The organism is uncultured Corynebacterium sp. (assembly GCF_902489365.1).
Classification (GTDB): Bacteria; Actinomycetota; Actinomycetes; order Mycobacteriales; family Mycobacteriaceae; genus Corynebacterium.
Genome location: NZ_CABTZR010000022.1, coordinates 13,869 through 32,811, shown reverse-complemented (window position 1 = coordinate 32,811; position 18,943 = coordinate 13,869). Strand labels below are relative to the sequence as shown.

Sequence of the window (18,943 nt, the reverse complement as noted above, 5' to 3'; positions counted from 1 at the left end):
CTCGGAATGGTCAGCCCCGTCGACTTCGAGAACCACGCCGGCGCAATCAACAGCAGAAAAGAAATAGCTGCCTAACCACTAGGTAGCTCCACTACGTGTCCACGATTTGCGGGCAACCCCAGTCTGGGCAGTTTTAGCTTCGGGGTTTTCTACCGGATCGATGTGGTGAGACATTGGTGCTGGTTGGACCGGAACGATCTCATGAGACATGCGGAACGATGTCTCCGAACCAGACACCGTACGGGGTACAACGATAAGCGCTAAGCCATGCACATGGCTTAGCGCTTTACTTCTTTAGCGGGGGTTCTACACGATCATGATTTCCGCGTTGTTACCGCCGGTGCAACGAATGATCTCGCGCTCGTCGGTCTTACATGCGAGGTCGTAGGATTGGCGGGTAACCGGACTGGTGACGGAGATTTGTGGGGGGACGTATCCGCGTAGATCCTCCAAAGAGCTTATGGTGAGCCCCATGAGGTGGCCGGCAGTCGAGCGGGCAAAGTCGCAGCTGGTATTCGGCCCTGCGAGGATATAGGTGATGTTGTAGCCATCACCTGTCTGGCATACCGTGGCAGGAGTGCCGAAGACATCGACCTTTGCGCCATTGATCTGTTTCTCTGGCAGCTGCTCGTGGATGTGGTTGATTGAGCCAATGCGCGCGGATTCAATGGTTTTCCTGCTTCCAGGTGGCATGACATACTGTCCGGGCTCTACTCCCTGAAGGTGGGGAGGCGTAGTTTGTGGTGCCTGCTGTTGTGCAGCTTGCTGCTGCTGTGCGCCTTGTGGCTGGGCACCTGCTTGTCCTTCTGGCATGGAGCCACCAGGAACGGTGGGCTCGGGGCCTGCAGGTACCTCGGCGTGGGAGTCGTCTTTAAGCGGCTGGAAAGCCGGATATGTGTTCTTGAATGATGGCTCTGTTACCTCAGAGGTGGCAGGGTTCGAGGCTGGGGCAGCGGTTTCGGCGGTGTTGGAGGAGCAACCAGCCGCGAGTAGACCCGCGGCGGCTACGGCGGTCAATGCCGTGAGGAATCGGTGTGCGGAGGAGGGGGTCTGCGGGGAAGTCATGACCCCACACTAACGCCCGCCTAGCCATATGGTGTGGGAAAATGGGGAAAGCTGCCCAGCCCTCAGTGCAGAACAGCGAGTAAGCGGGCAGCAAAGGTCTGCGTTAGCGCGGGGAGCCTTAGTGGCAGTCCCAGTGGCCGTCGTGGGCGGCGTGGCGGTGGCCATCGTGCAGGTAGTCCACGTGATCGCCGTGTGGGATGGCGACGTGGCCGCAGCCCTCGCCGTGGGTGTGCGTGTGCTCGTCGTGGATGGTGTGCGTCATGATTCCTCCTTAAAGGATCGGGGATTTTCACTCCATTTTCAGTAGCTGCTAGTCGCAGTAAAGCGACTTTTCATCACATTTTCAATAGTGGGGGTGGGTGGGGGTGTCCCGCCCTGATGACTGTGCACGAAGTGAAAGGTGATTCATATGTGAAAAGCGCTAGAGTGGGGAAATGATGAAAAAGTTTCTTCAGCACCGTTCTTCGCGGCTTCTCTCTGGCCTGGCTTCTGTCGTGTGCGCGTGCTCGCTGGCCATTGGGTTTGCTGCTCCCGCAGTGGCCGACGAGGGCGTTCCGGTCACCCAAGGTCAAAAAATTGTCGCCTCCGATGGTTCTCTGTGCAGTATCGGCTACGTTGAGGCCACTCGGGCATGGCTCTCGGCGCACTGCGGTCTCAATGGCGAGCAGATGTATAACGATGCAGGCCAGCATGTAGGTACGCTTCGCTGGTTCAAGCCCTCTGGTGCGGCGGGGCATGACCTGGCTTATATCCAGTTTGCCGGTGGGACCTACTCTGCGGGAAACCCGCTCACGGGGGACGGAATGGCACCCGTGCCTGGTGAGGGAGCAACGGTGTGCTTCGACGGGCAGGCTACCAAACGGCAGTGCGGCACCGCGGTGCGTGGCCCAGGGCTCTTCCCGGGAATGAACTATGTTGTGGACGTGGCGTTGGCACCAGGGGACAGCGGTGGAGCAGTCTCCGTGCCGGGGCAGCCAGGCGTGGTGGGCATCTACCAGGGGATTACCCAGGCTAGCCGCGATGGGAAAACCATAACCTTCTCTAACTATGCTCGTATGCCGCGCGCAGATGAGCTGGCGCGCCTGCCGCACCAAGGGTGGGTGCCGCGTCGCCCCAATCGAGAGCCGGGAAACCCAGTGCGCTTGGTGCAGGAGAAGGGTGAGGCGCTGTCTTCGACGAGTAGCACGGGCCCGGAAGGGTTGCGCGGCCTAGCCATGCACTTCGGGCTGAGTATTTAAACGGCTGGTATCTAGACAGGTGGGAATTCGTGGGCGAACTTTAGCGTCCCGCTTTTCCCGGAGCGTCGTGGGATAGTGCGGCGGTGAGGCGGGAGGAGGCGTCGACAAGCACGTCGGCGAACTTCTCCGCTGGGGAGGGGCGGAATCGCTCGGCGGAGCCGGAGACGGAGAGTACGGCGATAAAGTTGCCGGCGGCGTCGAAGACGGGGGCGGAAACCGAGGCAAGGTTGGGCTCGCGCTCCTCGATGGACTCGGAGTAACCGTTGGTGCGTGCGAGCTCGACGTCGTGCTCACTAAAGAGGGCATCGGGAACGTGTACGTCCGCAAAAGCTGCGAAGATGCGGGCGGCCGAGCCGGAGGTAAGGGGTAGCTGGCGGCCTACAGGGACCACGTTGTGTAGTCCAATTTCTGGCTCGCGCGTGGCAATGCAGGTGCGGGTGGTTCCCGAGAGTTCGTAGAGCTGGACGGATTCGCCAGTGGCGTCGAGAAGCTCCTCCATGATGGGGCCGGCGGTCTCGATGATTCGATCCCGGTTGCCGGGAAGGGCGGGGCCCGCGCCCCATTTACCGTCGGGTGTGCGGGTGAGGATCCGGTGTGCCTCGAGCGCCGTGGCGAGACGGTGCGCGGTTGCTCGGGGTAGTCCGGTGGTCTCACAAAGCTCGTTAAGTGTGGAGGGGCGGTTGGTCGCGGCCATCATGATGGCAACTGCGCGATCCAATACCTTTATTCCTGATACTGCGCTATACTCTCCCATATAATGAAATCTACGTCCCATTAATTGAGATTTCAAGTGGAGAGATACATGACTGAAAAATTGACACTCGCAGAGAAGGTATGGCGCGACCATGTCGTGCGCAAGGGGGAGAACGGCGAGCCTGATCTCCTCTACATTGACTTCCAGCTCTTGCATGAAGTTACCAGCCCCCAGGCCTTCGACGGTCTGCGCCTGGCTGGACGGACAATGCGGCACCCTGAGTTGCACTTAGCCACGGAGGACCACAACGTTCCTACGGTAGGTATAAAGACCGGAAACCTCTTGGAAATTAAGGACGAAGTTTCCCGCACACAGGTATCTACCCTGCGCAAGAACTGTGAAGAGTTCGGCGTACGCCTGCACTCGATGGGTGATGCCCAGCAGGGCATCGTCCACACCGTTGGCCCACAGTTGGGTATCACCCAGCCGGGCATGACCATCGTCTGCGGTGACTCGCACACGTCGACGCACGGCGCCTTCGGCTCCATCGCCATGGGCATCGGTACCTCCGAAGTTGAGCACGTCATGGCCACCCAGACGCTTTCGCTCAAGCCTTTTAAGACGATGGCCATTGAGGTCAGCGGAGAGCTGGCGGAAGGTGTTTCGGCCAAGGACTTGATTTTGGCTATCATCGCCAAGATTGGCACTGGCGGCGGCCAGGGCCACATTATCGAGTACCGCGGCGAGGCCATTCGCAAGATGTCGATGGAAGCGCGCATGACGATCTGCAACATGTCCATCGAGGCTGGTGCCCGCGCTGGCATGGTTGCTCCGGATGAAACCACCTTCGAGTACGTCAAAGGCCGCGAGTTCGCCCCGCAGGGCGAGGATTGGGATGCAGCGGTTGAATACTGGAAGACGCTGCCGACTGACGAGGGCGCGGAATTCGACACAGTCGTAGAGATCGACGGCTCCGCCCTCACCCCGTTTGTCACTTGGGGCACCAACCCGGGACAGGGCCTGCCACTGAGCGCTGTGGTGCCTGACCCGGAGGAGTGTGGTGACGACGGTGAGAAGGCCGCAGTCGAGAAGGCCCTGGCGTACATGGACCTCACGCCGGGCACGCCGTTGCGCGATATCCACATCGATACTGTCTTCTTGGGTTCCTGCACGAACGCTCGTATCGAGGACCTGCGCGCAGCCGCTGAGGTAGTCAAGGGGCGCAGCATCGCGGCCGATACCCGCATGATGGTGGTCCCGTCATCGGCCGTGGTCAAGACGCAGGCTGAGGAAGAAGGCTTGGATAAGATTTTCACCGACTTCGGCGCCGAATGGCGCACTGCAGGTTGCTCGATGTGCCTGGGCATGAACCCGGACCAGCTGAAGCCGGGGGAGAGGTCGGCGTCGACAAGCAACCGCAACTTTGAGGGCCGCCAGGGCCCCGGTGGCCGTACCCACTTGGTGTCCCCGGCCGTTGCCGCAGCGACAGCTGTCCTGGGCCACCTGGCCGCACCAGCAGATATCGACGATGCCGCCGTAGCCGGCGCCTAAGGAAAGGGAAAAGACAATGGAGAAGTTCGTAACTCATACTGGCGTCGGCGTTCCACTGCGAGTGTCCAATGTGGATACCGACCAGATCATTCCTGCGCGCTACCTGAAGTCGGTAAAGCGCACGGGATTCGCCGACGGCCTGTTTTCCAACTGGCGCAGCGACGAGAACTTCATTCTCAACCAGGCACCGTTCAAGGAAGGCTCTGTGCTTTTCGCGGGTCCGGACTTTGGGACCGGTTCTTCTCGTGAGCACGCGGTATGGGCGCTTGCTGAGTATGGATTCAAGGCGGTATTTTCCTCCCGTTTCGCCGATATTTTCCGCGGCAATTCCGGAAAGGCCGGACTGCTGACGGGGCTCATGGAGCAAGAAGACATCGAGCTCATCTGGAAGCAGCTGGAGTCCGGTGAAACCAAAACCACCGTGGATCTGGAAGCGCGCACGGTTACCGTTGGCGGCAACAGCTACACCTTTGAGATCGATGATTACACTCGCTGGCGCCTCATGGAGGGTCTCGACGATATCGGCCTGACCCTACGCAATGAGAAAGATATCGAGGCCTTTGAGGGCACGCGCCCGGGATTTAAGCCCCGCGTCGCAGCATCTTAACGTGAGCAATGGAGGTGTGGGAGCATTCCCCGCCTCCTGTGGCGCCGGACATATAGCGCCGTTAACATCCTCGGCATGAGCAATCCTTATCAAAGCTTTAGCGGGGACAGCGGCAATCAGTTTGGCGGCGCAGGCGGGTATGGCGGCTATGACTATCACGACACCGCGGGGTATGGCTATCAACAGCCAGGGAACTACGGTTATCAGCAGTCCGGCAGCTACGGTGAGCGTCAGCCTGGCGCCTGGGCTGGAAATCCACCAGGCGGGGCTCCCGCCCAGCCCATCGACGCCATGGATATTGTGGGCCAATCATTCAAGGGCTACCTTAAGCAGCCTGTGCCAGGGATGTTGGCCATGCTGGTGCATTTGATCATCACTTTTGCTCTTCTTCTTGTGCCGAGTACCGTTGTAGGCGGCATCTTCGCAGCAATGGAAGAAAACGGCACGGACATCGAGCCCTTGGTACCTACCGTGGGGATCCCTCTCATGGTTGTCATGGGGCTAGTCGCCTTCGCTTATCTTTTCTGGCTGATGGCGAACCTCTTTAATGGTTCCCGGAAGATCGCTGATGGGGAGAAGGTCACCTTCCGCGACTACTTTAGGTTTGCCCGCCTCAGCGGGAGCGCCGGAGTCGAAGCGTGCTTCTTCGCTGTGACAACGATCGGAACTCTTGCCGGCGGATTCCCTGGGCTGATTCTCTATGCGCTCCTGTGGCCAGCGCCCGCGATCAAGGCGGATAACCCAGATAAGCCGCTCATCGATTGCTTCCGGGAGGCTATCAACCTGGTCATGGAAAATCTAGGGCAGTCGCTGCTCTTTATCTTGGTGGGCTCCTTGATCGTGAGCTTCGTCATATTTATCCCTATCGTAGGGGTGCTCGCGGCGTATCCAATCTGGGCGCTGGGAATGCTCCTCTTCACGCGAGCGATGCAGCGCCGCCCTGCAGCGCGGTGGGAATAAGACAGCAGGGCAGCAGTGAAGCTCCTGAGAGACGGCGGCGATGCCGTACTTAGCGCACAGGAAGCGGGCTAGCCAGGTAGTCCGCCCCGGTAAGCTCACCGTCGTTGAAGGAAAGAACCCACACCGACGCTTTCTTGAACTTGAGTTCTTCGATTGGTTCTTGAATGAACTTCGGCGCGTAGGACTCGATGATGCCGGGAATGGTCAGCCCTTGGCTCACGATGACCGGAACGCCGCCGCCGTCGACCACGCGCTGGAAGGCAGCACGTGCGTCCTCAGGCGATTCGACGAAAACATCATCGCCGAAAGCCTTGTTAACGGCGATGTCCATGCCGAGTTCATCGGCCAGCGGGGCAGCGGTGTGCTGGCAGCGCTGCGGCGGGGCGCTGTAAATGGCGGTCGGATGGAAAGGCGTGAGCATCGGCACGAGCATCTCCGCCTGGCGGCGCCCCTTCTTATCCAGTGGGCGCAGGTCATCATCACCCTCCCAGGTGCGGCGCTGGTGCGCGCGGGCATGGCGTACGTAGAGAACACGGGTCGTTGGTGCGAGGCGCAGGCGCTTCTTGGCCTTGGCCAAGACCTGTGCATCAACGTCATAAGAGAGCAATGCGCAGGCATCATCGATCTTCATCCAACGCAGCTCATCGGTCTCTTCATTCGGGGTGTATTCACCGTCGAGTACACGGGCCAGCCAGTAGTAGACCACCTTGGTGCGGCCCTGCACTGGGTAAGCTACCTTGCCGATGAGTTTGCCCAAGCGCACGGTATAACCTGTTTCCTCGAGGATCTCGCGCGCGGCGGTAACAGGAAGGGATTCGCCCGGATCCACCTTGCCCTTGGGCAGTGACCAATCGTCATAGTGCGGGCGATGAATGAGGGCGACTTCCGGATCGTGCGGGTCACCGCGCCAGAGAACCGCGCCGGCGGCCAGGGTCGTGCGCTTAAACTCATCGGCCGGATCGACGGGCACTTCTTGGTGTCGGCCGGAAATAAAGACCTCGGATTTAATGTCTTTGTCCGTCTCGTGCATGTTCTTTGCCTTGGGCATGCTGCTCCTTTTGCGCCAGTAGCTTCTAACCTTTTCCATTTTCCTCCACTCACTGCCGCGATGCAGCCTTACGCGCCGAGCGTGCTTTAATGCCGAGCGTGCTTTAATGGGGAAAGCCGATAAACCGGGAATCTACAGTGAGGTGGCACATAGTGAACGTAACAGTATTGGGTGCGGGCTCGTGGGGAACTACGCTGGCAAAGGTTTTTGCCGATGCCGGCAATGACGTCCGCTTGTGGGCGCGCCGTGAAGAGCTAGCCCAGGCCATCAATGCACGCCACGAGAACCCGGATTATCTCCCAGATCTCCCGTTGCCCGCCTCCATCCGCGCTACCACCGATCCAGCTGATGCGCTGGAGGATGCGGACATCGTCATCTTCGGCGTCCCCTCGCAGACCTTGCGGTCCAACCTAGAGAAATGGGCACCGCTGCTGCCGGAGGATGCAACTTTAGTATCGATTTCCAAGGGCGTGGAGAAGTCCACCCTTAGCCTGATGAGCGAGGTGATTGCCGATGCCGCCGGTGTTTCCCCGGACCGCATTGCGGTGCTCTCCGGGCCCAACTTGGCCAAGGAGGTGGCCCAGGAGCAGCCGGCAGCCACGGTTATTGCGTGCCGCGACGCCGACCGTGCCAAGGCTGTCCAGCATGCCGCCGCAGCACCCTATTTCCGGCCCTATACCAACACCGATGTCATCGGCGCGGAAATTGGCGGCGCCTGCAAGAACGTGATTGCACTTGCCTGCGGCATGGCTGCGGGTAAGGGACTGGGAAACAACACCATGGCCAGCATCATCACCCGAGGTCTCGCGGAGATTACTCGTCTCGGCGTGAAGCTGGGAGCGGACCCGTTCACCTTCTCTGGTCTCGCTGGTATGGGTGACCTCGTGGCAACCTGTAGCTCGACGTTGTCCCGCAACCGCACCTTTGGCTACCGCCTCGGCCAGGGCGGCACCCTGGAGGAAGCCACAGCCGCCACCAACGGGCAGGTAGCGGAAGGAGTTATCTCTTCCGATTCCATCTTTAGGCTGGCGCAGCGTGCAGGCGTAGAGATGCCGATTACCCAAGCGGTCTATGGTGTGTGCCACCGCGGGGTGACTGTCGACGACATGATCGTGGCTCTGATGGGTCGCACCAAGAAAGCTGAGTAAAGCCGAGTAAAGTTGCTCGGTATGACTGAAGCGAAACCTGTGCGCGTTGCCGTTGTGTACGGCGGGCGCAGCTCCGAGCATTCAGTGTCGTGCATCTCCGCCGGCGCAATCATGGAGCACCTTGACCCAGACAAGTACGAGGTTGTGCCGATCGGCATCACGCGAGAGGGCACCTGGACTCAGGGCAGTCGGGAGGGCCTCGGCATCGTCGATGGGCGCCTGCCCGAGGTAGAGCTGCACGATGAGCTGGCGCTTTCCCTAAACCCCGCCACGCGCGGACGTATCCACAACGTCACTCGCCATGAGCACTACACCGAAGTGGATGTCATTGTGCCGGTTCTCCATGGCCCCTACGGTGAAGATGGGACGGTCCAGGGGCTTTTCGAGCTCTCCGGCATCCCTTACGTGGGCGCGGGCGTGCTGGCCTCGGCCGTGGGAATGGACAAGGAATTCACCAAGAAGCTTCTGGTCGCGGAAGGTCTTCCTGTGGCACCCCAAGAGGTGCTCACTGGGGAAGCCACGCTGAGCGACGCCCAAAAGGAGCGCCTCGGCCTGCCCGTCTTTGTGAAACCGGCGCGCGGTGGCTCCTCCATCGGTGTGTCCAAGGTTTCTGCGTGGGAGGATCTCGCGGCCGCGCTGGCTCTGGCCTACGAGTCCGATGACAAGGTCCTCGTCGAGCCGGAAATTCGCGGTGCAGAGGTCGAAGTGGGCGTCCTCGAGCACCCAGACGGTAGCCTCCGGGCCTCCGTTCCAGCCAAACTTTTGGGCACTACGGAGTCCGAAGAAGGCTTTTATGACTTCGATGCCAAGTACATCGACGAGGGCGTTTCGGCGGAAATCCCCGCGCCGTTGAGCGAAGAACTAACCGCTGAGCTTCGCCAGCGCGCTATTGAGGCTTTCCGTGCTCTGGGCGCTGCCGGCCTGTCCCGCGTGGATTTCTTCGTCAGCGAGGATTCCTACTGCATTAACGAGGTGAACACCTTCCCCGGCTTCACACCCATCTCGATGTACCCCCAGGTATTCGCCACCGTGGGTGTGGGCTATGCCGAGCTACTGGATACCCTCATCCAAACCGCGCTTGCGCGTTCCTAGTCTTTAGCCCACCTAGTCCCTAAGCCGAGTGCGAAGGGCCGGCTGTGGTCGCGCAAGCCGCGGTCCCTACTGGGAAGGGGTGGCGGCCACGAGGGCGTCGCTCAGCCGCACCAGCGCGGAATTGGCTGCCTCCTGCGGAGCAGACAGTGCGAGATCCTCCGCTCGGCCGAGCGCGAACCACGTGCCGGCCGTGGTGCCTTCTGCCAGCGTGGTGTCCTCGAACCAGGGCACGTCATTGACCTGCTGCAGCTGGACACCTGCGCGGTAGTTCTCCGGTGCAGCCACACCACAGCGCACGACGATCTCTTCCTGGCCCGGCGCACTGAAGACCCAGGTGTTCTTGTCACCGACATCCTCGCGGCGCGAATAACCTTCCGCGAGGGTCTCCGGCAAGGACTTCTCCAGCTTGGTGCACATGGAATCGGGGCCCGCCTTCAGTTGGGATAGCGGGGCGGCACTGGGCTGCTGCTGCTCCTTATCTAAGTGACCAAGGGCATCACCGAGACCTTCCGGCGCGTCGTCTTGTGCCTTCTCGGAGGTAGTGGTGACCGCGACGGCGGGCACGCGCGCGGTGCTGTACCACGTCGTAAGATTAGAGCCTGGAGTGGCGTCAACGACCTGCAGCCAGGATTCGCCGTCAGCCTCCACAGTTTGGGAATACTCGGTGTATTGCTGCGGCAGGTCAACACCACAGCGCAGCGTAATCTTGTCCTCCGAGTTCTTCGCCCAGGCCGCAGCACCCGCGGGAGCCGGCTCAACGAGATCGACACGTGAGTAGCCCATAAGCTTGTCCGGCAGGGCCTCGACCACGGCAGCACACTCGGGGGAATCCGCCGCCTCAGAGGGGGTTGGAGGCAGCGCTACCGGTTGCTGGGCAGCGGTGGTGAAGACGTATTTTGCCCCAAAAATCACCGCGAAGACCATCGCGATGGCGATCCCGAGTGAGACGTAGATTGCGGTGCGGTTAAATTGGGTATCCATAGGGGCTTATCCTATCGCTGATAGTCCAGGAAGAACGAACGCGGAAGGCGCGCACGCCTACGGTGCGTGGCCCACGCAAGGAAAAGGAGTCCGTGACGGTGGGTTTATCGCATACCCTCGACCAGGCCGGTGAACGGCATGTCATCCATGAGATTGTCACCGCCGCCCCGAGCGCGCTTAATGGCGACGATGCCGCGGTGCTGTACCCGGCAGCGCCCAATTCCCGCACGGTGGCAGCGACAGACATGATGGTAGAAGGCAGGCATTTCCGCCGGGATTGGTCGACCGCTGTAGAAATTGGGCAAAAGGCTATCGTGCGCAATTTCGCCGATATCGAGGCGATGGGTGCCCGGCCCACCGCAGCACTGCTGGCTATTGCCGCCCCAGGGGAGACCCCGGTGGATTTCGTGCGGGGGATTGCGCAGGGCATCGCTGAGCGCTGCGCGGTCTATAACGCAGAGCTGGTCGGCGGCGACCTTACCCGCAGCGACAGCTTGGTCATCAGTGTCACGGCGATGGGCTCTCTGGGCGGAAGTGGAGCGCCGTTGACCCTGGATGGAGCACGCGCGGGCCAAAAGCTGGTGGCGCACGGCAAGATTGGCTACTCCGGAGCGGGCCTTGCTCTGCTCCAGCGCTTTGGCCGCGCGCTGCCCCCGGAACTAGAGGAGCTGTGGCCGCTGGTCGACGCCCACTGTGCCCCCACCCTGAGCCCTGGGCGTGGGGTTATCGCTCGGGCAACGGGTTCGACCGCGATGACAGATAACTCGGATGGCTTAGTGCGTGATGTGGGGCATTTGGCACAACGCTCCGGGGTGCGCATCGACTTCGACCGCGCAGCTATTGCCCCGGATCCGCTCCTAGCTGCTGCCGGCGCGGTGCTCGATATCGATCCCTGGGAATGGGTCCTGACGGGAGGGGAGGACCACACGCTGTTGGCCACCACCTACAAGGCCGCTCCCTCTGGGTTCCGGGAAGTAGGCCGGGTGATGCGCGGTACCGGTGTCACCATCAGCGGAGAAGAACCTCGCTACCGCGAGGGCTGGGAGGGATTCGCGTGAGCCACATCGATACCTCCCGCATCCACTATTCGTGGATGCCTCACATCCGGCAAGCGCTGGAGGAGAATCTGCCGCGCCTTGAGCAGCAGATCGGCCAAGACTTCCTGCCCCCGGCCGAGGACGTATTCGCTGCCTTGTCGATGCCCCTCGACGACGTACGCGTCCTCATCGTGGGCCAGGATCCCTATCCCACCCCGGGCCATGCCATGGGCTTATCCTTTTCTACGCGCCCCGGGGTGCCGGCTCCCCGCTCGTTGCAGAATATTTACGCCGAGCTTCACGACGACCTCGGGATCACCGGTCGCGCGGATGGGGACCTGCGGGCGTGGTTTGACCAGGGTGTGCTGCTGCTGAACAGGGTGCTTACCGTGGCCCCGGGCCAGGCCGGCTCGCACCGCAGGCTCGGCTGGGAAGCGATTACGGAGGCCGCCATTAGAGCGTTGGCGGGGCGCGATATTGTGGCCATCTTGTGGGGGCGCGATGCCCAAACCTGCCAGGCCTTCCTGCCGGGTACGGAGTGCATCACCTCCCCGCATCCTTCACCCCTGTCAGCACGACGCGGCTTCTTTGGATCGCGTCCTTTTTCGCGGGCAAATGCGGCCTTAGGGGCCCGTGGCGTCTCGGCAGTGGACTGGCGCTTGTAGACTAGCCACCATGTCTTATCCCGCCGAGTTGGATGCCCGTGGCCTGCACGAGTGGGCCGCGCGAACCGTTAAGGAGCTACAGCGCCGCCGCGCCGAGATTAACGCTCTTAACGTGTTCCCGGTGCCCGATTCTGACACGGGTTCCAACATGGCGCACACCATGGAATCTGCTCTGGCGGAGGCCAATAAAGGCGAGATGGACGTGGCTGAAGCCCTGGCCATCGGTTCGGTACGCGGAGCTCGTGGCAACTCCGGGATGGTGTTGTCCCAGGTATTGCGCGGGGTGGCTGACGCCACGACGGATTCGCACGTGGATGGTTCGGTCTTGGCGGATGCCCTCTCGCTGGCCGTCACGCTGGTCGACCGTGCTCTGGCCTCCCCAGTGGAAGGCACCATCATCACTGTGCTGCGTGCCTCGGCCGCCGCTGCCAGCAAGGCCGCCGAGCAGTCCGGCGCGCAGCTGCACGGAATCTTGGTCGCGGCGGTTAACGCCGCCCGGCAAGCCCTAGCGGAGACCCCTTCCCAGCTGCCGGCGCTGCGCGAGGCCGGTGTCGTAGACGCCGGCGGAGCCGGCTTCGTCATCTTGTTGGAATGCTTGCTGGCCCAGCTCACCGGTGAAGAGACCGCGCCCCAACCTGTGGCTATAGAACCTGAAGGGGCAGAGCTCACGCCGACCGAATCGGTGCCGTCTCACGGAGAGAAATGTGCCGCGCCACAGACTGGGTCGGGCGCGGAGATTGAAGTCATCTTCTTCTTCGAGGGAGACCTCGCCCAGATCGAGGAGGCACTTAACCCGCTGGGCAATAGCCTCGTCATCGCGCGAGCCACGGAGGATTCGGCGAGCGTGCATATTCATAGCGTTCAAGCCGGTGCGGTCATAGAGCAAGCCTATGGCCTCGGAAAAGTCAGTAGCCTTCGCCTCGAGGTGCTTCCCTCCGTCGGCGATCCAGCGGCCGGCGAAATGCAGTCTGCCGACCGTGCCGGGCGGCGCATCTTCGCCGCAGTCCCCGAAGGGGCCGCGCGGGAGCTTTTTGAAAAGGCCGGGGCGGATACCGTCAAGCCCGGCGACGGCCCTTGCGCCGCGAAGGCGGGTGATCTCTTCTTGCCCAACGGTTACGGCGGAGCGCCCGGTACAGCCACGCTTATCCCGACTGATTCCCTCGTGTCCGGGCTCGCCGCGCTGTCGGTCTACTCACCGGGTTCCGCCCACACCGCCGAGGCAGTGGCCGCCATGGCGGATGCCGCACGCTCGATGCGGGTGGTGCATCCGGATACAGAATCCCTCGACGGGATTGTGGCGTCGTGCCGCAGCCAATTGGCTTACGGCGGGGAGCAGATCACCGTGCTCACCGGACTCGAGATCGATGAGGAAGAGCTGGCGCAGCTCCTTGGCGTCGACGTGGTGGTGCTGCGAGTAGCCGGGCTGCGTACCGAGATCGGGGTGGAGTAAGCCATGCTGGGGTGGCAGGATGACCGTGCGCTGACGGAGATTCTGGCAAAGAAGGATGCCTCGGCATTCAAGCGTGCCTTCGGGTACACCACGTGCGGCGAGCTGCTCAGCCACTACCCACGCGACTACATCCGCCACAACAAGGACGTCGGCCTCGGCGGTGCCGAGGACGGTGATCACGTCACCATCACCGGTGTTATTGAGGATGTCCGCGTCAAGCACACCTCCAAAGCCATGGTCTTTATCCTCTACATGGATAGTGGAGTCCAGGCCTCTTTCTTTAACGCGCACTACGTGCAGCGCGTGCTGGGGCGCGGCATGCGCGTCATGCTGTCTGGCAAGCTGAAGTACTTTCGGGGATACCCCAGCCTGCAGCACCCAGACTTCCTCATCCTCGATCCCGGCCGTTATCAGGAATCCTTGCTGGATAGCACGTCAGGGCAGGGGACGGGCTCGCTGAAGAAGCTTTCCCAATTCGGTTCATTGGAAACGTTCCTGCAGCGCGAATGGATCCCCGTCTACCCGGCTAGCGGGAAGGTGACATCGTGGTACGTCATGGGCGCTATCCACAAGGTGCTTCAGCACACGCCACCGATTCCGGAGCCGCTGGATTACCGCATGATGGTGACACTGGACCAAGCCGTCCGCGAGATCCACGAACCGGGTGAGCACGGGCCCGAACGCGCCATCCAACGCCTGAAATACAATGAGGCGCTGTCGATTGGGCTGGTCATGGCCCTGCGTCAGCGCGATGTCAAGGCACGCACGGCAACCCCGATGCCAGCGATTTTGGATGGCTACCGCGACGAACTGCTCAGCGAGTTGCCCTTCGAGCTGACTGCGGGCCAGCGCCGAGTCATCGCGGAGATCGACGCGGACCTGTGTGGCACCGCGCCCATGATGCGTCTACTGCAGGGCGAGGTGGGCTCGGGTAAGACCCTGGTGGCCACGTGCGCCATGCTGCAGGCGGTCGATGCCGGCAAGCAGGCTGCGCTTCTCGCGCCGACGGAGGTGCTGGCGGCACAGCATGGGGCGTCGATTAGCGCCAGCGTTCCCGACGGGGTCACCGTCACCGTGCTGACCGGCTCGATGAAGACAGCGGAGAAGCGGCAAGCGCTCCTGGAGATTGTCTCCGGTGAGGCCGATATCGTCATCGGAACGCATGCCATCATCCAAGACACGGTGGAGTTCTTCGACTTAGGTCTCGTCATCGTGGACGAGCAGCACCGTTTCGGCGTGGAACAGCGCGATAGCCTGCGCACCAAAACCCGGGAGGGTACCAGCCCGCACCTGCTGGTCATGACGGCGACACCAATCCCGCGCACGATTGCCATGACCGTCTTCGGAGATCTGGCCGTGTCCACGCTCAAGGAGCTGCCTGGCGGGCGAAAGCCTATCTTGTCCGCGGTGGTGCCCGAATGGAAACCGGAATGGGTACGCCGCGCCATCGAGAGAATCCGCGAAGAGGTAGAAAAGGGGCACCAGGCCTATATCGTCTGCCCGCGGATTGAAGGCGAGGGCGGCGTGGAATCAATGTCCGTACAGCTGCGAAACCTGCCGCTGCGGGGTCTGCGGGTGGAGATGCTCCACGGCAAAATGCCTGATAAGGATGAGGTCATGGAGCGGTTCGCGCGCGGGGAAATCGACGTCCTCGTGGCGACCACCGTCATCGAGGTCGGCGTCGACGTGCCCAACGCCACCGTCATGCTTATCCGCGAATCGGAGAATTTTGGCGTCTCGCAGTTGCACCAGTTGCGTGGGCGCGTGGGGCGCGGTGGCAACGACTCCGTGTGCTTGCTGCATACCACCGCCGAGCCCGACAGCAAGTCCTACCGGCGCATCCAGGCGATTGCTGACACTCCATCAGGTTTTGACTTGGCGGAGTTGGATCTTCGGCAGCGCCACGAAGGGGACATCTTAGGAACGTTGCAATCTGGCACCAAGCGCACGCTGAAACTACTCGATCTCAGTCATGACCGAGACATCGTCGAGCGCACGCATGCCGATGCTGCCGCATTGGTAAAGCGCAATCCCACGTTAGCGGTGGAGTTGACACACAATTTGAGTGCGGATGAGCAGGAGTTTTTGGAGAAGAACTAGGTCAGTCACCGCGCACAGCTGAGGGGAGATAGGGTAGAGACCATGACCAGAATCATCGCTGGGGAGGCCCGGGGGCGCACCATCAAGGTGCCGGAAGCCGGGACTAGACCTACCTCTGACCGTGCCCGTGAGGGCCTTTTCTCATCGTTGAACGTGCGTTGGGGCTTCATCGACTCCCGCGTGCTGGACCTTTTTGCTGGGTCCGGTGCCTTAGGTCTGGAGGCAGCCAGCCGTGGCGCTGAGGAAGTGGTTTTGGTGGAAAACAATGCTGCGGCGGTGAAGATCATCCGCCACAACATTGGGGTGGTGAAGCACCCGCGCGTCGAGGTACGCGAGATGAAGGCCTCGTCCTACCTCGCCACCGCCCCGCGCGGGTATTTCGACATGGTGCTCGCGGATCCTCCCTATGAGTTCGATGATGTGGATGGGCTGTTGGCCGCGATCGAACCGGTGTTGGATGATGCCGCCATCGTCGTCATCGAACGCCATGTGGATTCCCCGCAGACGCAGTGGCCGGAAGGTTTCGAGCCCACCGGTCAGAAGCTCAAAAAGCGGACTTTTGGCATCGCACGTTTTGATATGGCGATTTACCACCGCGCTGAGGACAGCGATTACAGCGAAGACGCGGGTAGAGAAGACACCGCCATGAACGAAACCAAGGAGGATTAGCCATGCCCACCCACGCCGTCTGCCCGGGATCTTTTGACCCCATCACGCTGGGCCACGTTGACGTATTTAACCGCGCCAGCGAATTGTTTGACAAGGTCACCGTGTTGGTGACGGGAAATCCTGACAAGCCGTCCGGGCTGTTTAGCGTGGAGGAGCGCGTCGATCTCATCCGCCGTACCGTCGCGCCAGAGATCCAGGTGGACTGGTGGGGCGGCCTGCTCGTGGATTACACCAGTGCCCATGGCATAGACACCATTGTCAAGGGCTTGCGCTCCTCCTTGGACTATGAGTATGAGCTGCCGATGGCACAGATGAACCGGCGCCTTTCCGGGATCGATACGGTCTTCTTGCTCACTGATGAAAAATACGGCTATATCTCCTCCTCCCTGTGCAAGCAGGTGGCACAGTACGGCGGCGATGTCACGGGCATGTTCCCAGAGCACGTTGCGGCTGCTGTGATGGAACGCTACCGAGGCTAAGGAGACATGTCTGTACTGGCAATACCTTTCGTCGTCCTCGTTACCGTCATAGTCGGCTCCTGCCTGCAGCGAGTTTCCGGCATGGGGTTAGGCCTCATTGGCGGGCCTATCTTGACGCTCCTCCTCGGCCCCGTGGAAGGCATCATGGTCATCAACGTTTTGGCCTGCATTAACGCCATCCTTACCACGTATTCGATGCGCGAGAATGTGGCTTGGGATAAGTGGCTGCGCATCGGCCCCTTCATGGTTCTCGGCTCAATCCCTGCGGCGCTGCTTATCGCGCGCATTGATACCTCGGCGTTGTTGGTGCTCGTGGGCGCCGCCTTGTTGATCGCGCTGGGTGTGGTGGTCTTCGGCCGCAGATTCGTCCCGGAGATGCGGGGCACGGGCCCGGCCATCTCCGCGGGTATCTTGGGTGGTTTTACCAATACCCTGGCCGGCGTCGCCGGCCCCGTTATCACGGTGTATGCCCAGGCTGCGCGGTGGCCTAAGGCGATCCTCGCGCCGACCCTGCAACCCTGCTTCGTCATCGGCGGATTGGCTTCGGTCCTGACAAAGTACTTCTTGGGCTCCGGCGGCTTCGAGGGCCTGCATTGGCTGGTGTGGCCTTGCGGGATAGTCGGCATGTGCGTTGGCATCCTCCTAGGCAAGAAGATCGCCTGGCACGTTTCGCGGGAGACAGCCCACACACTGTCGCTGGCGCTGGCTAGCCTGGGAGCGCTGAGTGCTCTATTGCGTGGTCTTTTCACGCTGGGCGCTTAGAAGAATGCCTGGGTAAGGTGGACCCATGGCGAAATTCAAGATAGAAGACGCGCTCTCCCTGCGCGCAGGCAAGACTTTTCAGATCGACTCGGTCGATGCCTCCGCAACCCCCGGTTTCGACGGTGACAAAGACGAGCTCGACTCCCGCTTCACCAAGTATGATGACGAGCTCTATGAACTGCAGGAGCGGCTCTTTGCCAATGGCCGCAGCTATGGCGAGGATGCCCCGGCGGTGCTCATCGTGTTGCAGGGAATGGATACCTCGGGCAAGGGCGGCGCTATTCGCCATGTGCTGAGCACCTTCGACCCGCAGGGAACGACCACGGTTGGTTTCGGAAAGCCCACCGAGGAAGAGCTGGAACATGACTTCTTGTGGCGCATCCGCAAGCACGACCCCCAGCCGGGACAGATTGTGGCCTTTGACCGCTCCCACTACGAGGACGTTCTCATCCAGCGCGTGCACGAGTGGGTCGATGAAGAAGAAGTGGACCGCCGCATCGAGGCTATCCGGGACTATGAGCTCGACCTGACGGCGAAAGGTGTCAAGGTCATCAAGATCTTCCTACACCTGTCCAAGGATGCTCAGAAGGAAAATCTGCTGGAGCGCACGGAGCGCGAGGACAAGTTTTGGAAGTATGACCCCGCCGATGTGGAGGAGCGCGCCTACTGGGATGAGTACATGGCGGCCTATCAGGACGCTATCCAGCGTACGGATGAAAACTATGCTCCCTGGTACGTCATTCCTACCGATAACAAGAAGTATGCCCGCATGGCGCTGAAGTTCCTCATCGTGGATCTCCTGCGCCACCTGGACCTCGAGTGGCCAGCGCCCGACTTTGACCCGGACGTGGAGCGCCAGCGCATAGAGGACGCCGACTAGACGTTAGTCGGTAGCTCCATCATTGTTGTCGCCGGCTAGTTCTCGGGCGGCGGCGTTGAAACTATCGAGGACAGACAACAGCGCTTCCTGGGCATTGATAATTCCCAGATTGAGGGCGTGAAAGAGCTGGTCTTCGTTCAGACCCGCCGTAGTGACGAAGCAGGCATCACCACGCAGCTCCACCTCATCCTCAACGAGGCCAACGAGCGCGCGCCCATCGAAGGCGCTGGAATTGAACTCGTTGCACAAGACGTGGAAGACCGGGAGCATGCCCGCGTCGAGCTGCGTCGGCAGCACGCATTCCATACGCACGAGGCCATCGTCGACGGTAATAACCCAATCAAGGTCATTGAGGCGGGCAACCGCAGCAGTGGGGTCCTCTGGGTGCGCGGTGGCCGCCATATCTAGTTCCGTACCGTTGAGCACGCTCAGTACGCTGTCCCGGTTGACGGCGGGCAGCGGTGACCCGGACAGGATGTCGAAAGGATCGGTGCCTTCACTAGCGTTGTGGCTCATT

20 protein-coding genes are annotated in these 18,943 nt (G+C 61.3%); 14 read left to right on the top strand and 6 right to left on the bottom strand.

Going from position 1 to position 18,943, the window contains the following annotated elements; translation table 11 throughout:
• Positions 1-306 precede the first annotated feature (306 nt).
• Together RDN59_RS05190 and RDN59_RS05185 are read right to left on the bottom strand one after the other, a co-directional pair.
• The gene (locus RDN59_RS05190; protein WP_308606917.1) at positions 307-1,065 is read right to left on the bottom strand and encodes a hypothetical protein; all 759 of its coding nucleotides are present in this window, start codon (positions 1,063-1,065) and stop codon (positions 307-309) included.
• A 118-nt stretch (positions 1,066-1,183) separates the two neighbouring features.
• Complete coding sequence (locus RDN59_RS05185) at positions 1,184-1,327, bottom strand: zinc transporter permease (RefSeq protein ID WP_308606921.1); 144 nt, start codon at positions 1,325-1,327, stop codon at positions 1,184-1,186.
• A gap of 172 nt (positions 1,328-1,499) precedes the next feature.
• Here RDN59_RS05185 and RDN59_RS05180 point away from each other — a divergent pair, with 172 nt between their 5' ends.
• Positions 1,500-2,303, top strand: a complete 804-nt coding sequence (locus RDN59_RS05180; protein WP_308606916.1) for a hypothetical protein — start codon at positions 1,500-1,502, stop codon at positions 2,301-2,303.
• 40 nt (positions 2,304-2,343) lie between these two features.
• Here the strand turns inward: RDN59_RS05180 and RDN59_RS05175 are convergent, their stop codons facing one another.
• A complete protein-coding gene (locus RDN59_RS05175; RefSeq protein WP_308606915.1) occupies positions 2,344-3,057 on the bottom strand; it encodes an IclR family transcriptional regulator in 714 nt (237 codons plus the stop codon).
• A gap of 48 nt (positions 3,058-3,105) precedes the next feature.
• Here RDN59_RS05175 and leuC point away from each other — a divergent pair, with 48 nt between their 5' ends.
• The 3 genes from leuC (at position 3,106) to RDN59_RS05160 (ending at position 6,115) form a co-directional block, all read left to right on the top strand.
• A complete protein-coding gene (leuC, locus tag RDN59_RS05170; protein WP_308606914.1) occupies positions 3,106-4,548 on the top strand; it encodes a 3-isopropylmalate dehydratase large subunit in 1,443 nt (480 codons plus the stop codon).
• Positions 4,549-4,564: 16 nt separating this feature from the next.
• Positions 4,565-5,155, top strand: coding sequence for a 3-isopropylmalate dehydratase small subunit (gene leuD / locus RDN59_RS05165; protein ID WP_308606913.1), 591 nt, complete (start codon positions 4,565-4,567; stop codon positions 5,153-5,155).
• Positions 5,156-5,230: 75 nt separating this feature from the next.
• Positions 5,231-6,115, top strand: coding sequence for a hypothetical protein (locus RDN59_RS05160; protein ID WP_308606912.1), 885 nt, complete (start codon positions 5,231-5,233; stop codon positions 6,113-6,115).
• Between the two features lie 49 nt (positions 6,116-6,164).
• Here RDN59_RS05160 and RDN59_RS05155 read toward each other — a convergent pair whose 3' ends face one another.
• The gene (locus tag RDN59_RS05155) at positions 6,165-7,163 is read right to left on the bottom strand and encodes a bifunctional NUDIX hydrolase/histidine phosphatase family protein (protein ID WP_308606911.1); all 999 of its coding nucleotides are present in this window, start codon (positions 7,161-7,163) and stop codon (positions 6,165-6,167) included.
• A 149-nt stretch (positions 7,164-7,312) separates the two neighbouring features.
• Here RDN59_RS05155 and RDN59_RS05150 point away from each other — a divergent pair, with 149 nt between their 5' ends.
• Positions 7,313-8,311 (top strand): NAD(P)H-dependent glycerol-3-phosphate dehydrogenase, encoded by a 999-nt coding sequence (locus RDN59_RS05150; protein ID WP_308606920.1) that lies wholly within the window; start codon positions 7,313-7,315, stop codon positions 8,309-8,311.
• A 21-nt stretch (positions 8,312-8,332) separates the two neighbouring features.
• Complete coding sequence (locus RDN59_RS05145) at positions 8,333-9,403, top strand: D-alanine--D-alanine ligase family protein (RefSeq protein WP_308606910.1); 1,071 nt, start codon at positions 8,333-8,335, stop codon at positions 9,401-9,403.
• A gap of 66 nt (positions 9,404-9,469) precedes the next feature.
• Here the strand turns inward: RDN59_RS05145 and RDN59_RS05140 are convergent, their stop codons facing one another.
• Entirely contained in the window at positions 9,470-10,384 is a 915-nt protein-coding gene (locus RDN59_RS05140; protein ID WP_308606909.1) for a DUF3515 domain-containing protein, read from the bottom strand.
• A 62-nt stretch (positions 10,385-10,446) separates the two neighbouring features.
• On the opposite strand from RDN59_RS05140, the gene RDN59_RS05135 reads away from it, so the two are divergent.
• The 8 genes from RDN59_RS05135 to RDN59_RS05100 are packed head-to-tail and all read left to right on the top strand — an operon-like array spanning position 10,447 to position 18,426.
• Positions 10,447-11,442, top strand: a complete 996-nt coding sequence (locus tag RDN59_RS05135; protein ID WP_308606908.1) for a thiamine-phosphate kinase — start codon at positions 10,447-10,449, stop codon at positions 11,440-11,442.
• Positions 11,443-11,477: 35 nt separating this feature from the next.
• The gene (locus RDN59_RS05130; RefSeq protein ID WP_308606919.1) at positions 11,478-12,086 is read left to right on the top strand and encodes a uracil-DNA glycosylase; all 609 of its coding nucleotides are present in this window, start codon (positions 11,478-11,480) and stop codon (positions 12,084-12,086) included.
• Positions 12,087-12,096: 10 nt separating this feature from the next.
• Positions 12,097-13,536 carry a DAK2 domain-containing protein gene (locus RDN59_RS05125; RefSeq protein ID WP_308606907.1) on the top strand — a complete coding sequence of 480 codons (1,440 nt, stop codon included), beginning with the start codon at positions 12,097-12,099 and terminating at the stop codon, positions 13,534-13,536.
• Positions 13,537-13,539: 3 nt separating this feature from the next.
• On the top strand, positions 13,540-15,636 hold the full coding sequence (locus tag RDN59_RS05120) for an ATP-dependent DNA helicase RecG (RefSeq protein WP_308606906.1): 2,097 nt from the start codon (positions 13,540-13,542) through the stop codon (positions 15,634-15,636).
• Between the two features lie 42 nt (positions 15,637-15,678).
• Positions 15,679-16,305 carry a 16S rRNA (guanine(966)-N(2))-methyltransferase RsmD gene (gene rsmD, locus RDN59_RS05115; protein WP_308606905.1) on the top strand — a complete coding sequence of 209 codons (627 nt, stop codon included), beginning with the start codon at positions 15,679-15,681 and terminating at the stop codon, positions 16,303-16,305.
• Between the two features lie 2 nt (positions 16,306-16,307).
• The gene (gene coaD / locus RDN59_RS05110; RefSeq protein ID WP_046649077.1) at positions 16,308-16,784 is read left to right on the top strand and encodes a pantetheine-phosphate adenylyltransferase; all 477 of its coding nucleotides are present in this window, start codon (positions 16,308-16,310) and stop codon (positions 16,782-16,784) included.
• A gap of 6 nt (positions 16,785-16,790) precedes the next feature.
• Entirely contained in the window at positions 16,791-17,546 is a 756-nt protein-coding gene (locus tag RDN59_RS05105; protein ID WP_308606904.1) for a sulfite exporter TauE/SafE family protein, read from the top strand.
• A gap of 25 nt (positions 17,547-17,571) precedes the next feature.
• A complete protein-coding gene (locus tag RDN59_RS05100; RefSeq protein ID WP_308606903.1) occupies positions 17,572-18,426 on the top strand; it encodes a PPK2 family polyphosphate kinase in 855 nt (284 codons plus the stop codon).
• Positions 18,427-18,429: 3 nt separating this feature from the next.
• Here RDN59_RS05100 and RDN59_RS05095 read toward each other — a convergent pair whose 3' ends face one another.
• Positions 18,430-18,942, bottom strand: coding sequence for a hypothetical protein (locus tag RDN59_RS05095; RefSeq protein WP_308606902.1), 513 nt, complete (start codon positions 18,940-18,942; stop codon positions 18,430-18,432).
• Between the last annotated feature and the right edge of the window lies 1 nt (position 18,943).

Excerpts from the sequence above, each read along its gene's own strand:
- RDN59_RS05190 (WP_308606917.1), bottom strand. The coding sequence starts at position 1,065 with ATGACTTCCCCGCAGACCCCCTCCTCCGCACACCGATTCCTCACGGCA.
- RDN59_RS05185 (WP_308606921.1), bottom strand. The coding sequence starts at position 1,327 with ATGACGCACACCATCCACGACGAGCACACGCACACCCACGGCGAGGGC.
- RDN59_RS05180 (WP_308606916.1), top strand. The coding sequence starts at position 1,500 with ATGATGAAAAAGTTTCTTCAGCACCGTTCTTCGCGGCTTCTCTCTGGC.
- RDN59_RS05175 (WP_308606915.1), bottom strand. The coding sequence starts at position 3,057 with ATGGGAGAGTATAGCGCAGTATCAGGAATAAAGGTATTGGATCGCGCA.
- leuC (WP_308606914.1), top strand. The coding sequence starts at position 3,106 with ATGACTGAAAAATTGACACTCGCAGAGAAGGTATGGCGCGACCATGTC.
- leuD (WP_308606913.1), top strand. The coding sequence starts at position 4,565 with ATGGAGAAGTTCGTAACTCATACTGGCGTCGGCGTTCCACTGCGAGTG.
- RDN59_RS05160 (WP_308606912.1), top strand. The coding sequence starts at position 5,231 with ATGAGCAATCCTTATCAAAGCTTTAGCGGGGACAGCGGCAATCAGTTT.
- RDN59_RS05155 (WP_308606911.1), bottom strand. The coding sequence starts at position 7,163 with ATGCCCAAGGCAAAGAACATGCACGAGACGGACAAAGACATTAAATCC.
- RDN59_RS05145 (WP_308606910.1), top strand. The coding sequence starts at position 8,333 with ATGACTGAAGCGAAACCTGTGCGCGTTGCCGTTGTGTACGGCGGGCGC.
- RDN59_RS05140 (WP_308606909.1), bottom strand. The coding sequence starts at position 10,384 with ATGGATACCCAATTTAACCGCACCGCAATCTACGTCTCACTCGGGATC.
- RDN59_RS05130 (WP_308606919.1), top strand. The coding sequence starts at position 11,478 with ATGCCTCACATCCGGCAAGCGCTGGAGGAGAATCTGCCGCGCCTTGAG.
- RDN59_RS05125 (WP_308606907.1), top strand. The coding sequence starts at position 12,097 with ATGTCTTATCCCGCCGAGTTGGATGCCCGTGGCCTGCACGAGTGGGCC.
- RDN59_RS05120 (WP_308606906.1), top strand. The coding sequence starts at position 13,540 with ATGCTGGGGTGGCAGGATGACCGTGCGCTGACGGAGATTCTGGCAAAG.
- rsmD (WP_308606905.1), top strand. The coding sequence starts at position 15,679 with ATGACCAGAATCATCGCTGGGGAGGCCCGGGGGCGCACCATCAAGGTG.
- coaD (WP_046649077.1), top strand. The coding sequence starts at position 16,308 with ATGCCCACCCACGCCGTCTGCCCGGGATCTTTTGACCCCATCACGCTG.
- RDN59_RS05105 (WP_308606904.1), top strand. The coding sequence starts at position 16,791 with ATGTCTGTACTGGCAATACCTTTCGTCGTCCTCGTTACCGTCATAGTC.
- RDN59_RS05100 (WP_308606903.1), top strand. The coding sequence starts at position 17,572 with ATGGCGAAATTCAAGATAGAAGACGCGCTCTCCCTGCGCGCAGGCAAG.
- RDN59_RS05095 (WP_308606902.1), bottom strand. The coding sequence starts at position 18,942 with ATGAGCCACAACGCTAGTGAAGGCACCGATCCTTTCGACATCCTGTCC.